Origin of the sequence: Sphingomonas sp. UBA978, assembly GCF_002292295.1 — a bacterium.
In the GTDB taxonomy this organism is placed as follows: Bacteria; Pseudomonadota; Alphaproteobacteria; order Sphingomonadales; family Sphingomonadaceae; genus Sphingomonas.
The window spans coordinates 95756-108845 of the sequence record NZ_DBBS01000005.1; the positions used below are offsets into that span (position 1 = coordinate 95756).

The following is a 13090-nucleotide window of genomic DNA, read 5'->3' on the forward strand; positions in this document are numbered from 1 at the left end:
CCGCGGGGGACCGATGCGCGTTCTACTTATCGGCCTGACGGGGCTCTGCCTCGCAGGTTGTCAGGACCAGGCGAATGGCGGTGGCGGCGGCACGCGGGATCAGATCACCGCGGTCGGCTCGTCCACCGTCTATCCCTTCACGACCCTGATCGCGGAGACGTTCGTCGCGACCAATCCGGACGCGCGGGCCCCGGTGATCGAATCGACCGGCACGGGCGCGGGGATGAAATTGTTCTGCGCCGGCATCGGCGCGGGCCACCCCGATATCGAGGATGCCTCGCGCCGGATGAAGCGCAGCGAATATGCCGCCTGCGAAGCGAACGGCGTCGGCCCGGTGATGGAGATCCAGATCGGCATCGACGGCATCGCCTTTGCCGAGGCGCGCAACGGCCCCGGCATGACGCTGACCCCGGCCGACCTGTATCGCGCACTCGCGGCGACCCCGCTCGGCCGGCGCAACACCGCCAGGCTGTGGCGCGACGTCAATCCGGCGCTGCCGGCGACGCCGATCCAGGTCTATGGCCCGCCCGCGACCAGCGGCACGCGCGACGCGCTCGCCGAGCTGATCCTCACCCGCGGCTGCGAGGCGGTCGATCCGCGCGCGAAGACGCTCGGCCCCGACGCGCACAAGGCGCTTTGCACGCGGGTGCGCGAGGACGGCGCCTATATCGACGCGGGCGAGAACGACAATCTGATCGTCCAGAAGCTCGCCGCCAACCCGACGGCGATCGGCGTGTTCGGCTACAGCTATCTCGAACAGAATGCGGGCAGCGTGAACGGCGTCGCGATCGACGGCGTCAAGCCGACCTATGCGACGATCGCCGCGGGCGCCTATCCCGGATCGCGGCCACTGTATCTGTATGTGAAGAAGGCGCATCTGCGCGCGATCCCCGGCCTCGCGACGTTCCTGCAGCTGTACGCCCGTGCCTGGGGCCCCGACGGCCCGCTGATCCGCCGCGGCCTGATCGCCGCGCCCCCGGCGGTGCGGGCGAAGGCGGCGGCGGTCGTCGCGAACGAGACGCCGCTCGACCCCGCGGAGCTGGGATCGTGACCGGCCTCGCCATCGTCCTCGTCGTCTTCGGCCTCGCGCTGATCGGCTGGCTCGCCGCGCGGATGCGCGCCGCGACGTTCCGCAAGCCCGGGGTCGCGCGGTTCAGCGCCTTGCCCGTCCATTACGGCTATTTCGTCGCGATCTGCGCGCTGGTGCCGCCGCTTTTCTTTCTCGGCGTGTGGAGCCTGACCGCGCCCGCGCTGGTCACCGACGCGGTCGTTGCGACGCCCGCCGCCGCCGCGCTGCCGCCGGCCGGCTTCGAGCGCGCCTCGATCCTCGCCGAAGCGCGCGAACTCGGCGCGGGCCGCAGCTATGGCGCCTTCCACGCGCTGTCCGCCAAACTCGCCCCCGCCTATGCCGACGCGCAGCGCCGTTACGACTGGATCGCCACCGCGGTCGCACTGCTGCTCGCCTTCGCCGGCGGCGGCCTCGCCTTCACCCGCGTCCGCCCCGATTTCGCCGCCCGCACGCAGGTGGAGCGCGGCGTCATGCTGCTGCTGCTCGCCGCATCGCTGATCGCGATCCTGACCACGGTCGGCATCGTCGCCTCGCTGCTGTACGAATCCGCGCGATTCTTCAGCATCGTGCCGGTCGGCGAATTCCTGTTCGGCACGCATTGGAGCCCGCAGGTGATCGACGCGCGCGATCCCGGTGCCAGCCTCGGCGCGGTGCCGCTGTTCTGGGGAACGTTCTTCATCGGCGCGGTCATCGCGATGGCGGTGGCGATCCCGTTCGGGCTGATGAGCGCGATCTACCTCACCCAATATGCCCGCGCCACGACCCGCCGCTGGATGAAGCCGGTGCTGGAGATGCTCGCGGGCGTGCCGACCGTCGTCTACGGCTATTTCGCCGCGCTGACCGTCGCCCCCGCGGTGCGCGAGTTGGGGCTGACGCTCGGCATCGCCAACGCCTCGTCGGAAAGCGCGCTGGCGGCGGGGGCGGTGATGGGGATCATGATTATCCCCTTCGTCTCCTCCATGGCAGACGATTCGATCGCCGCCGTCCCCGCCGCGATGCGCGACGGCAGCCTCGCGATGGGCGCGACCAGTTCCGAAACGATCCGCAAGGTCATCCTGCCCGCCGCCCTGCCCGGCGTCGTCGGCGGCATATTGCTCGCGGTGTCGCGGGCGATCGGCGAGACGATGATCGTCGTCATGGCGGCCAGTGGCGTCGCGACGCTGACCGCCAATCCCTTCGCCAGCACCACCACCGTCACCAAGCAGATCGTCGACCTGCTGACCGGCGAGGCCGAGTTCGACAGTGCCAAGACGCTCGCCGCCTTCGCGCTTGGCCTGACCCTGTTCGTCATCACGCTGGCGCTCAACGTCGTCGCACTGACCGTCGTCAAACGCTATCGGGAAGCCTATGAATAGGACGCGCCAGCCGACCGACTGGAAGGGGGCGGCGTTCCGGCGCCGCACCCGCCGTCGCTATGCCGCCGAGCGCCGCTTCCGGTTGCTGGGCCTCGCCGCGGTGTGGCTGTCGGCGGGCTTCCTCGCCTTCCTGCTCGCCAGCATGCTGTGGCAGGGCGCCAGCGGCTTCCGCCAGACCCGCGTCGCCCTCCCGATCGACCTCGCCGCGGCGAGGCTGGCGGTGACGCCCGCGCAACTCAGGGGCCGCGGCGCCGACCTCGCGCTTGCGGGCGCGGGGCTGGAGGGCGTCGTCGATCGCGCCGCGACGCAGGCCTATGGCGGCGCCGGCACCGACCTGCTGTCGGACGGCGCATGGCTGGTGGTGCGCGACGCGATCAAGCGCGACCCCGCCATGCTCGACCGCCGCGTCACGATCGCAGTTCCCGTCGACAGCGCGCTCGACGTCGCCGCCAAGCATGACGGCAATCCGCAGGCCGAGGCGACGATCGCTCGGCTGACGGCGCAGGGCGTCCTTACCACCGGCTGGAACCTCGGGTTCCTCACCGCTGCCGATTCGACCGATCCGACCCGCGTCGGCATCTGGGGCGCGTTCAAGGGCTCGCTGCTCACCATGGCGGTGACGATCGGCCTCGCCTTTCCGATCGGCGTGCTCGCGGCGCTCTACCTCGAGGAATATGCGCCGCGGAACCGCTGGACCGACCTGATCGAGGTGTCGATCAACAACCTCGCCGCGGTGCCGTCGATCATCTTCGGCCTGCTCGGCCTCGCGGTGTTCCTCGGCACCTTTCACCTGCCACGGTCGGCGCCGCTGGTCGGCGGGCTGACGCTCGCGCTGATGACGATGCCCGTCATCGTCATCGCCGGGCGCAACGCGATCAAGGCGGTGCCGCCGTCGATCCGCGATGCCGCGCTGGCGGTCGGCGCGTCGCCGGTGCAGGTGGTGTTCGACCACGTCCTGCCGCTCGCGCTGCCCGGCATCCTCACCGGCACGATCATCGGCATGGCGCGCGCGCTCGGCGAAACCGCGCCGCTGCTGATGATCGGCATGCGCGCCTTCATCGCCGCGCCGCCGTCGCGGCTCACCGATCCCGCCACCGTGCTGCCGGTGCAGATCTTCCTGTGGTCCGACGACGTCGACCGCGGCTTCGTCGAGAAGACGTCGGCGGCGATCATCGTGCTGCTCGTCTTCCTGCTCGCGATGAACGGCCTCGCCATCTACCTCCGCAACCGTTTCGAGACCCGCTGGTGACCCACAAGATCTCTGCCAAGGACGTCAGCGTCTTCTACGGCGCCAAACAGGCGATCGATCACGTCTCGATCGACGTCGACCAGGACAATGTCGTCGCCTTCATCGGCCCGTCGGGCTGCGGCAAATCGACCTTCCTGCGCACGCTCAACCGGATGAACGACACCGTCGCCAGCGCGCGCGTGACCGGCGAGATCCTGCTCGACGGCGAGGATATCTACGCCCCGTCGATGGACGTCGTGCAGCTGCGCGCGCGCGTCGGCATGGTGTTCCAGAAGCCCAATCCCTTCCCCAAATCGATCTACGAGAACGTCGCCTACGGTCCGCGCATCCACGGCCTCGCCACCGCGCGCGCCGACCTCGACCTGATGGTCGAGCAATCGCTGCGCCGCGCCGGCCTGTGGGACGAGGTGAAGGATCGCCTGTCGGACAGCGGCACCGCGCTGTCCGGCGGCCAGCAGCAGCGGCTGTGCATCGCCCGCGCCATCGCGGTCGATCCGGAGGTGATCCTGATGGACGAACCGTGCAGCGCGCTCGACCCGATCGCGACCGCGAAGATCGAGGAGCTGATCCACGGGCTCAAGGGCCGCTACGCGATCGTCATCGTCACCCACAACATGCAGCAGGCGGCGCGCGTCTCGCAGCAGACCGCCTTCTTCCACCTCGGCCAGCTGGTCGAGTTCGGCCGGACGGGCGACATCTTCACCAACCCGCGGGAGGAACGCACCCGCGACTATATCACCGGGCGGTACGGCTAATGGTAGATCATACGGTCAAGGCGTTCGACGCCGACATCGGCCAGCTGCGGGGTATGATCTCGCAGATGGGCGGGCTGGCGGAGGATGCGATCGCGCTGGCGATGCAGGCGTTGCAGCGCCCCGACCCGGCGCTCGCCGCACGCGTCCGCGCCGACGACAAGGCGATCGACGCGATCGAATCCGAGGTCGAGCGGCTCGCCGTCCGCATCATCGCGCTGCGCGCGCCGATGGCGGTCGACCTGCGCGAGGTGGTGGCGGCGCTGAAGATCGCCGCGGTCGTCGAACGCATCGGCGATTACGCCAAGAACATCGCCAAGCGCGTGCCGATGATAGACGGCGAACACCGGATCGAACCAATCTCGCTGCTGCCGTCGATGGCGCGGATGGCGAGCGACATGGTCCGCGCCGCGCTCGACGCCTTCGCCGCGCGCGATCCCGAGGCGGCGATGCGCGTCGTCGAAAGCGATGCCGCGCTCGACGATTTCTACGACAGCATCTTCCGCACGCTGGTGACCTATATGGTCGAGAATCCGCGCACGATCAGCCAGGTCGCCCACCTGCTGTTCGTCGCCAAGAATCTGGAACGGATCGGCGACCACGCCACCAACGTCGCCGAGATGGTCTATTTCGCCGCAACCGGCACCCAGATGGCCGACCGCGACCGCGGCGGCGCCACTTCCGAGGACGAACGCTGATGGCACGCGCATCCATGCTGCTGGTCGAGGACGATGCCGCCCTCGCCGAACTGCTGATCTATCATTTCAAACGCGAGGATTTCGAGGTCGCGCACACGCCCGACGGCGAGGAGGCGCTGCTGCTCGCCAAGGAAAAGGCGCCCGACATCGTCCTGCTCGACTGGATGGTCGAGGGGCTGTCGGGCATCGAGGTCTGCCGTCGCCTGCGCCGGATGACCGAGACGCAGAACGTGCCGATCATCATGCTGACCGCGCGCGGCGAGGAAGAGGATCGCATCCGCGGCCTCGAGACGGGCGCCGACGATTACGTCACCAAGCCCTTCTCGCCGCGCGAACTGGTCGCCCGCGTCAGCGCGGTGCTGCGTCGCGTCCGGCCGGCGCTGGCGGGCGAGGCGCTGACCTATGACGATATCGAGATGGACACGGTCGGCCACAAGGTCCGCCGCTCGGGCGAGGTCGTGCCGTTGGGGCCGACCGAATTCCGGCTGCTCAAGCATTTCCTCGAACATCCCGGCTGGGTGTTCAGTCGCGAACGGCTGCTCGACGCGGTCTGGGGCCATGACAGCGACATCGAGAGCCGCACCGTCGACGTCCATATCCGCCGCCTGCGCAAGGCGATCAACGTCGGCGACCGCCCCGACCTGATCCGCACCGTTCGCTCGGCCGGCTATTCGCTCGATTCGGGCGCATAATAGAATCGGGCGCGAAACGAAGGAGAAAACTTTCGGTTGGGGCGTTGGGCTGGGGCGCTGACGTATTTCAGTGCATGAGATTCCAAAGGAGACTCCGCGATGAAGCTCATCTTGCTGGCCGCCACGGCCCTGATCGCCGCCCCCGTCATGGCGCAGACGACCCCGGCGCCGGCCGACGCGCAGACCGCGCCGGCCGGCACGCCCGATCAGACCATGACGCCCGCACCGGCCGATCCCGCCGCAGCGCCGGCCGATCCGGCAGCGGGTCCTCCCCCCGCCGACGCCGCCAGCGCACCGGCACCGCAGGCGTCCGCGCCCGCGCCGATGGCGACCGGTTCGGGAACGCCTGCCGGCGGCTATGCCCCGACGGGTTCGGCGCTGAGCGGCGGCACCCCCGGCGCGACGCTGCCCCCGGTCTTCCGTCCGGCGCCGACCCCGGATCAGGCCTATCCGGCCCCGGCACCGCTGGCCAAATATCCGGTCTGCAAGAAGGGCCAATACGACCAGTGCATCCAGCGCGGCGGCAAGTAAGCCCCGCGCATCGGCGACCGGCATGACCGGTTGCCAGATGCCACTTACCGTTTAGGGAAAGGCGCTCCAACGATAGAGAGGAGCGCCTTTTTCATGTCCCCCATTCGCTTCGACGGCAAGGTCGCGATCGTCACCGGTGCCGGCGGCGGTCTCGGTCGCCAGTACGCACTCGAACTCGCCCGTCGCGGCGCGCGGGTGGTGGTCAACGATCTGGGCGGCGCGCGCGACGGCACCGGCCATTCCGACGCCGCACTGGCGGTGGTCGAGGAGATCCGCGCGGCGGGCGGCGAGGCGATGTCGAACGGCGGCAACGTCGCCGACTTCGACCAGATGGTCGACATGGTCGCCGCGGCGAAACAGGCCTGGGGCGGCGTGCACATCCTCATCAACAACGCCGGCGTCCTCCGCGACAAGACCTTCGCCAAGATGGACCCGGCGGATTTCGAATTCGTCGTCCGCGTCCACCTGCTCGGCTCCGCCATGGCGACCAAGGCGTGCTGGGAGACGTTCCGCGAACAGAATTACGGCCGCGTGCTGATGACCGCCTCGTCCACCGGCCTGTTCGGCAATTTCGGCCAGGCGAATTACGGCGCGGCGAAGATGGGCCTCGCCGGCCTCACCAAGACGCTGGCGATCGAGGGCGCGAAGAACGACATCCGGGTCAACACGATCGCCCCCACCGCCGGCACGCGCATGACCGAGGACCTGTTCCCCGCCGCCGCATTCGAGGCCTTCGCCCCCGAAAAGGTCGCCCCCGGCGCGCTCTACCTCGTCAGCGAGGACGCGCCGACCAACGTCATCCTCGGCGCCGGCGCGGGCGCGTTCCAGGCCTCCTACGTCACGCTCACCCGCGGCACGCTGCTGACCGGCGACGACCTGTCCCCCGAAGGCGTCGCGGCGCATTGGGACGCGATCACCGACCGGACCGGCGAGATCGTGCCGAAGACGGGCGCGGAACAGGCGATGACGGTCGGCAAGCTGCTGCAGGGCGGTTGAGGTCGCACGGGGTGTATTGATTAAACAATACACCCCTGATACCCTCCCGGCGTCAACAGGGAGGATCACCATGTACAGCGAAAGCGACATCGATGGCGCGGTGACGGCGGGGGCGATCTCCCCCGCCGCCGCCGCGGCGCTGCGCGCCCACGTCGCCACCAGCCACGCCGCGCCGGCGGTGGACGAGGAGCATTTCCGGCTGCTCACCGGGTTCAACGACATCTTCGTCGCCATCGCGCTGGTGCTGCTGCTCGTCGCGGTCGGCCAGATCGGCATGGCGATCACGCCAGCCGCAGGCGGCACGCTGGTCGCCGCCGCATCCTGGGGCCTCGCCGAATATTTCACCACGCGCCGCCGCATGGCCTTGCCGAGCATCCTGCTGCTGATCGCCTTCGTCGGCGGCGTCGCGGGCGCGCTGTTCGGCCTCGTCGAGACGGTCGCGCCGCATATCGACGGACGCGCCGGTGCGCTGGCAGCGGCGGGCGTCGCCCTTGCCGCGGCGGGGGCGGCATGGCTGCACTGGCGGCGGTTCATGGTGCCGATCACCGTCGCCGCGGGGGCCGCGGCGCTGGTCGGAACCGCGATCGGTCTCGCCCTCGCCGCTGTGCCGACGATCGAGCAGGCGGTGTGGCCGCTGCTGCTGGTCGGTGGCCTCGCCGTCTTCGCCACCGCAATGCGCTGGGACATGAGCGACACGCAGCGCCGCACCCGCCGCTCCGACGTCGCCTTCTGGCTGCACCTCGCCGCCGCACCGATGATCGCGCATTCGATCTTCCAGATGCTCGGGGTGTTCCGCGGCGAGATCGGCGCGGGCATGGCGCTGGTGGTGCTGGCGCTCTACGTCGGCTTCGCTGCGATCGCGCTGGCGGTCGACCGGCGGGCGCTGCTGGTCAGCGGCCTCGCCTATGTGCTGGCCGCGCTCTACGCGCTGTTCCGCAGCGCCGGCGCGATCGAGCTGGGCGCGGCACTGACCGCCTTCGTCATCGGATCGGCACTCCTCAGCCTCTCCGCCTTCTGGCAGCCGATGCGCCGCGCCGTAGTCACCGCGCTGTCGCAGTCGCTGCGCCACCGCCTGCCCGCGGTGGCATAGACCTGACCGACCGGCGGCGGGCCTAGCCCCGCCGCCATTTCGTCCACAGATGCCGCGCCAGCATCGCCGGCGGCATGCGCAGCCAGTGCGAACGGATATAGAAGACCAGCCGCGTCAGCGGGCGGATTGGTCGGCCCCAATCGTCGCGGGCGAGCAGGCGGCGCAGATACAGCCGGTCGCTCCAGCCCGGCGCCTCGACCGGCGGCGGCGTCCCGAACAACCGCCGGCTCAGCCGCAGCGCCCGCGCCATCTCGCGCGCCAGTCCGTGATGCCGCGCCCGCGCCGCCAGCCCGTCGTCGCCATGCTCCCCGATCAGGCAGTGGATGTCCCACAGGTTGCGCAGGCCCCCCGCCAGATCGCCGTCCGCGAACAGATGCGCCGCCGCATGCACCGCCATGTCGTCGGGCGACAGCAGCGACAGACCGTTGCCGAGCGGTTGCGCATCGACCAGCAGCGCCGGAGCGTCCGGCCGAATCCGCGCGGTCAGCGGCAGGATCGTATGGTGGACGTCGATCATCCGGTCGCGCTCGCGATGGATCAGCGGCGGCAGCTCGTGCATCCAGCGACGGTAATAGGCGTCGTCATAGGGATCGGGCTTGACCCATTCCCACCCCGCCGCAAGCAGTGCCGCCTCGACCGCGTCCAGCGCATCCCGCGGCACCAGAATGTCGAGGTCGCCGATCGACCGACCCCGCCCCGCCGACAGTCCGCCCGCGACGAAGGCGGTGCCCTTCAGCAACACCACCGCGCATCCCAGCGGCGCCAGCGCCCGCCGCGCCATCTCCGCCTCCCACAAGGCGGCACGGCGGCCGTTCTCGGCGGCGGTGCGCGCATCCGCCAGCAGCAGCGCGACATCCTCGGGCAGCGGCAATCCGTCGAGCCGATAGGCCAGCGTCCCCAGCAATTGCTCGGCACGCGCGGTGGTGATGAGCCCGATCCAGTCGGTGTCGAGCGTCAGCGACTGCGGATCGGCGAGCGCGCGGGCGAGGGTCAGAGCGTCCGCCACAACGCCTCCACCTGCGCCACCGCCGCCGCGCCGTCGGGATAGTCGATCGCCTGCGCCGGCACCGTCCGCACCAGCCGCGTCAGCGTCGCGAACCCCGCCTCGCCCATGGCGACGTAATTGGTCGACGCCTGCGTCAGCCGGACGAACGCCTCGCTGCCGCGCACCGGCAGCGTCTCGGCCGCATGGCCGTAGCGGGGGAAGAGCAGCAGCACCGGCCGCGCCGGTTCGTCCATCGCCCCCACCGCCAGCCCGTCCGGCACCATGTGGCGGATGTCGCCCTTCGGCGTCCCCGCCAGCAGCGGCCCGAACCGCGCGTCGGGCTGCGCCGCCATTGCCGCGGCGATCCCCGCATTCTTGAGGCTGATGAGCCGGGGAAAGGCGTGGACGAGTCCGGTCTCCGGATCGATCAGCGCGAATTCGTCGCCCATGAACCGCCAGCCCTTCGCCGCGAGCAATGTCGCCAGCGTCGATTTGCCCGCGCCCGATTCGCCGGTCATCAGCAGCGCACGCCCGTCGCGCTCGACGCAGGAGGCGTGGAGCAGCAGGTGGCGCCGGCCGCCGAGCGCCAGTTGCAGGTTCATCGCCATTTCCGCGGCGAGCAGCCCCTGCGCCAGCGGCAGCGGCGCCGCCTCGGGCAGCGTATAGTCGCCGGCGATGCGGATCGACGGGCGCACCAGACGCCGCCACGGCCGCGTCGCCTCCAGCCGGACGGTGAAGTCGGGCAGGTTGGGCGAGGGATAATAACGGTACAATTCGCGCAGCTGGTCGATCGGCTCGCGCCAGTCGCTGCCGACGCGAAAGCCGATCGGCCCGATCCGCACCGAAAAGACGTGCCTCATGCCGCCTCGACCAGCCCGGCGACCATCAGTTCGTCGAGCCGGGCGGCAAGCGCGGCGCGGTCGGCATCGGCCAGATCGAACCGGTCGGCGAGCCGCGCGAGCAGTGCGTCGAGGTCGAGCGGTTCGTCGGCCAGCACCGTCAGTATCTCGGGCGCGGGGCTGGCGAGCAGATGCGTGATGCCCGACGGACGATGGAACACGGCGGTGAAGGCGTCGAGCCCGGCGGTCAGCAGCGCCTCGGCGGGCGGGGCGCGATAGCGCACGGCCGTCAGGCGCGGGGCATCTGCAACGAGGCGAAGCAGGTGAAGCCGCCCTGCCCGCGCTGCAACCGGCGGATATAGCTGACATAGGCGCGGTTGCTGTCATAGGTCGTGCCGGGCAGCTGGCCGCCGGCGAGCGCACGCTTGACCTCCTCGCCCTTGAACGGCCGCGCGGCGGGCGGGAACGCGCCTTTGGTGCCGGGCGCGACGACGTTGCCGGCGGGATCGATGAAGCGCCCTGCCCGCCCCAGGTCGGGCACCGGGATCTGGCAGTTCATCACCGAACCGGCGGTCTGCGCCAGCGCCGGGCGGATCGACACGACCGCACCCGCCGTCACCGCGCCGAGCATCAGCACGCGTCGCCGGGTCGAGACAGAATCGTCCCCGGCTTGCGCTTCGTCCTGGCCGTCGGTCGGCGTCGCGTCGTTCATGGCACCCCTGCTAGACGACGCTGAGTTTCACATTCGCCAACCACTGGCAAGCGCCGCAACACGTGCCATCGCGAGACGACGGGGGCGCCCGCCGTCTCGCTATCGGCCTGGGATTACAGCACGAAGCGGCTGAGGTCGGTGTTGCGGGCGATTCCGGCGAGCTGGCGGTCGACATAGGCGGCGTCCACGACCACGCTTTCGGTGCGATCCTCCGCGTCGAAGCTCACCTCCTCGAGCAGCTTCTCCATCACCGTCTGCAACCGGCGTGCGCCGATATTCTCGACCTGCCCGTTCACCTCGGCGGCGATGCGCGCGATCGCGGCGATGCCGTCTTCGGTGAAGCTCACCTCCGCGCCTTCGGTCGCCAGCAGCGCCTTGTACTGCAGCGGCAGCGACGCCTTGGTGTCCGACAGGATCGCGATGAAATCCGCCTCGGTCAGGCCCTTCAGCTCGACGCGGATCGGCAGGCGGCCCTGCAATTCGGGCAGGAGGTCGGACGGCTTGGCGACGTGGAACGCGCCGCTGGCGATGAACAGGATATGGTCCGTCTTCATCGGGCCGTATTTGGTCGCGACCGTGGTGCCCTCGATCAGCGGCAACAGGTCGCGCTGCACGCCTTCGCGGCTGACCGATCCACCGCGCACGTCGCTGACCGCGATCTTGTCGATCTCGTCGAGGAAGACGATGCCGTTGGCCTCCGCATCCGCCAGCGCGGTGCGGCTGACCTCGTCCTGGTCGAGCCGCTTGTCCGCTTCCTCCTCGACCAGCTTGTCCCACGCCGCGCGCACGCCGATCTTGCGGCGCTTCAGCTGCTGACCGCCGCCGAACGATTTCATCATCTCGCCGAGGTTTATCATCTGTGCGCCTGCGCCCGGCACCTCGAACGGCGTCGCGGGCGCCTGTTCCAGCTCGATCTCGATCTCGGTCGCATCGAGGTGGCCGTCGGCGAAGCGCTGCTTGAAGCTCTCGCGCGTCGCCTGGCTGCTGTCCTTGCCGACCAGCGCGTCGAGCAGGCGCTTCATCGCCGCCTCCTCCGCCTTGTCCTTCACCGCGACGCGGCGCCGTTCCTTCTCCAGCCGGATCGCTTCCTCGACCAGGTCGCGCGCGATCTGTTCGACGTCGCGGCCGACATAGCCGACCTCGGTGAACTTGGTCGCCTCGACCTTGACGAACGGCGCATCGGCCAGCTTGGCGAGGCGACGGCTGATCTCGGTCTTGCCGCAGCCGGTGGGCCCGATCATCAGGATGTTCTTGGGCGTCACCTCGTCGCGCAGGTCGGCGGACAATTGCTGGCGGCGCCAGCGGTTGCGCATCGCCACCGCGACCGCGCGCTTGGCGTCGGACTGGCCGATGATATGGGCGTCGAGCGCGGCGACGATCGCCTTGGGGGTCAGGTTCTGGTTCATGGGTTTCTTCTTGCCCCTCCGCTTCAGAGGAGGGGTAGGGGGTGGAGACGTCTCGGGCGGTAGCCGTTGTGGACAGGCCCCACCCCAACCCCTCCCCTGAAGGAGAGGGGATTTCCGGCGTTACGTATCGCTGTCCATCAATTCGATGGTGGTCCGGTCGTTGGTATAGACGCAGACCTCGGCGGCGATCGCCATCGCCTTGCGGCACACCGTCTCGGCATCCGCCTCGTAATCGACCAGCGCCCGCGCCGCGGCGAGCGCGTAATTGCCGCCCGATCCGATCGCGGCGACGCCATTCTCCGGCTCCAGCACGTCGCCGTTGCCGGTGAGGATCAATGTCACGTCCTTGTCGGCGACGATCATCATCGCCTCCAGATTGCGGAGGAATTTGTCGGTGCGCCAGTCCTTGGCCAGCTCGACCGCGGCGCGCATCAGCTTGCCCTGATGCCGCTCCAGCTTCGCCTCGAGCCGCTCGAACAGCGTGAAGGCATCCGCGGTCGCGCCGGCGAAGCCGCCGATGACCTGCCCGTCCGCGCCGAGGCGGCGGACCTTCTTGGCATTGGGCTTCATCACGGTCTGGCCCATCGAAACCTGGCCGTCGCCGATGACGACGACCTTGCCGTTGCGCCTGACCGACAGAATGGTGGTGCCATGCCAGACCGGCATGGAATGTGGATCGTTCCCGCTCATGCCGCGCGATGTAGGGTGGCGGGTGG

The 13090-nt window shown here is 69.8% G+C and carries 15 protein-coding genes; 9 read left to right on the forward strand and 6 right to left on the reverse strand.

Translation table 11 applies throughout. The annotated features are described in order from the left end of the window. Window positions 1–13: 13 nt before the first annotated feature. The 9 genes from B2515_RS01975 to B2515_RS02015 all read left to right on the forward strand — a co-directional run bounded on the left by B2515_RS01975 (window position 14) and on the right by B2515_RS02015 (window position 8432). A complete protein-coding gene (locus B2515_RS01975; protein ID WP_293873033.1) occupies window positions 14–1051 on the forward strand; it encodes a substrate-binding domain-containing protein in 1038 nt (345 codons plus the stop codon). Next, on the forward strand, window positions 1048–2424 hold the full coding sequence (gene pstC, locus B2515_RS01980; protein ID WP_293873036.1) for a phosphate ABC transporter permease subunit PstC: 1377 nt from the start codon (window positions 1048–1050) through the stop codon (window positions 2422–2424). Before B2515_RS01975 ends, pstC begins: the two co-directional genes overlap by 4 nt. Continuing rightward, window positions 2417–3673, forward strand: coding sequence for a phosphate ABC transporter permease PstA (gene pstA, locus B2515_RS01985; protein WP_293873039.1), 1257 nt, complete (start codon window positions 2417–2419; stop codon window positions 3671–3673). The genes pstC and pstA overlap by 8 nt, the downstream gene beginning before the upstream one ends. After that, window positions 3670–4428 carry a phosphate ABC transporter ATP-binding protein PstB gene (gene pstB, locus B2515_RS01990; RefSeq protein ID WP_293873041.1) on the forward strand — a complete coding sequence of 253 codons (759 nt, stop codon included), beginning with the start codon at window positions 3670–3672 and terminating at the stop codon, window positions 4426–4428. The genes pstA and pstB overlap by 4 nt, the downstream gene beginning before the upstream one ends. Next, the gene (gene phoU / locus B2515_RS01995) at window positions 4428–5123 is read left to right on the forward strand and encodes a phosphate signaling complex protein PhoU (protein WP_293873044.1); all 696 of its coding nucleotides are present in this window, start codon (window positions 4428–4430) and stop codon (window positions 5121–5123) included. Before pstB ends, phoU begins: the two co-directional genes overlap by 1 nt. After that, window positions 5123–5815 carry a phosphate regulon transcriptional regulator PhoB gene (gene phoB / locus B2515_RS02000; RefSeq protein WP_163959145.1) on the forward strand — a complete coding sequence of 231 codons (693 nt, stop codon included), beginning with the start codon at window positions 5123–5125 and terminating at the stop codon, window positions 5813–5815. Before phoU ends, phoB begins: the two co-directional genes overlap by 1 nt. 99 nt (window positions 5816–5914) lie before the next feature. Further along, entirely contained in the window at window positions 5915–6346 is a 432-nt protein-coding gene (locus B2515_RS02005) for a hypothetical protein (RefSeq protein WP_293873051.1), read from the forward strand. 93 nt (window positions 6347–6439) lie between these two features. Further along, on the forward strand, window positions 6440–7342 hold the full coding sequence (locus B2515_RS02010) for an SDR family NAD(P)-dependent oxidoreductase (protein WP_293873053.1): 903 nt from the start codon (window positions 6440–6442) through the stop codon (window positions 7340–7342). 70 nt (window positions 7343–7412) lie between these two features. Continuing rightward, window positions 7413–8432 (forward strand): hypothetical protein, encoded by a 1020-nt coding sequence (locus B2515_RS02015; RefSeq protein WP_293873055.1) that lies wholly within the window; start codon window positions 7413–7415, stop codon window positions 8430–8432. A 22-nt stretch (window positions 8433–8454) separates the two neighbouring features. On the opposite strand, the gene B2515_RS02020 is transcribed toward B2515_RS02015, so the two are convergent. The 6 genes from B2515_RS02020 to hslV all read right to left on the reverse strand — a co-directional run bounded on the left by B2515_RS02020 (window position 8455) and on the right by hslV (window position 13040). Continuing rightward, complete coding sequence (locus tag B2515_RS02020; RefSeq protein ID WP_293873057.1) at window positions 8455–9438, reverse strand: nucleotidyltransferase domain-containing protein; 984 nt, start codon at window positions 9436–9438, stop codon at window positions 8455–8457. Next, window positions 9423–10277 (reverse strand): HprK-related kinase A, encoded by an 855-nt coding sequence (locus tag B2515_RS02025; RefSeq protein ID WP_293873059.1) that lies wholly within the window; start codon window positions 10275–10277, stop codon window positions 9423–9425. Before B2515_RS02025 ends, B2515_RS02020 begins: the two co-directional genes overlap by 16 nt. Beyond that, entirely contained in the window at window positions 10274–10540 is a 267-nt protein-coding gene (locus B2515_RS02030; protein ID WP_293873061.1) for an HPr-rel-A system PqqD family peptide chaperone, read from the reverse strand. Before B2515_RS02030 ends, B2515_RS02025 begins: the two co-directional genes overlap by 4 nt. Window positions 10541–10545: 5 nt before the next feature. Next, window positions 10546–10968: a hypothetical protein gene (locus tag B2515_RS02035; protein WP_293873063.1), complete on the reverse strand. Its 423-nt coding sequence runs from the start codon at window positions 10966–10968 to the stop codon at window positions 10546–10548. Window positions 10969–11081: 113 nt separating this feature from the next. Further along, window positions 11082–12374 carry an ATP-dependent protease ATPase subunit HslU gene (hslU, locus tag B2515_RS02040; RefSeq protein ID WP_293873065.1) on the reverse strand — a complete coding sequence of 431 codons (1293 nt, stop codon included), beginning with the start codon at window positions 12372–12374 and terminating at the stop codon, window positions 11082–11084. Between the two features lie 120 nt (window positions 12375–12494). Further along, window positions 12495–13040, reverse strand: a complete 546-nt coding sequence (gene hslV / locus B2515_RS02045) for an ATP-dependent protease subunit HslV (protein ID WP_230781641.1) — start codon at window positions 13038–13040, stop codon at window positions 12495–12497. Between the last annotated feature and the right edge of the window lie 50 nt (window positions 13041–13090).

Coding starts and splice junctions, on each gene's coding strand:
- B2515_RS02025 (WP_293873059.1), bottom strand. CDS start 10,277: ATGAGGCACGTCTTTTCGGTGCGGATCGGGCCGATCGGCTTTCGCGTC.
- B2515_RS02035 (WP_293873063.1), bottom strand. CDS start 10,968: ATGAACGACGCGACGCCGACCGACGGCCAGGACGAAGCGCAAGCCGGG.
- phoU (WP_293873044.1), top strand. CDS start 4,428: ATGGTAGATCATACGGTCAAGGCGTTCGACGCCGACATCGGCCAGCTG.
- B2515_RS02015 (WP_293873055.1), top strand. CDS start 7,413: ATGTACAGCGAAAGCGACATCGATGGCGCGGTGACGGCGGGGGCGATC.
- B2515_RS01975 (WP_293873033.1), top strand. CDS start 14: ATGCGCGTTCTACTTATCGGCCTGACGGGGCTCTGCCTCGCAGGTTGT.
- hslU (WP_293873065.1), bottom strand. CDS start 12,374: ATGAACCAGAACCTGACCCCCAAGGCGATCGTCGCCGCGCTCGACGCC.
- B2515_RS02005 (WP_293873051.1), top strand. CDS start 5,915: ATGAAGCTCATCTTGCTGGCCGCCACGGCCCTGATCGCCGCCCCCGTC.
- hslV (WP_230781641.1), bottom strand. CDS start 13,040: ATGCCGGTCTGGCATGGCACCACCATTCTGTCGGTCAGGCGCAACGGC.
- phoB (WP_163959145.1), top strand. CDS start 5,123: ATGGCACGCGCATCCATGCTGCTGGTCGAGGACGATGCCGCCCTCGCC.
- B2515_RS02010 (WP_293873053.1), top strand. CDS start 6,440: ATGTCCCCCATTCGCTTCGACGGCAAGGTCGCGATCGTCACCGGTGCC.
- pstA (WP_293873039.1), top strand. CDS start 2,417: ATGAATAGGACGCGCCAGCCGACCGACTGGAAGGGGGCGGCGTTCCGG.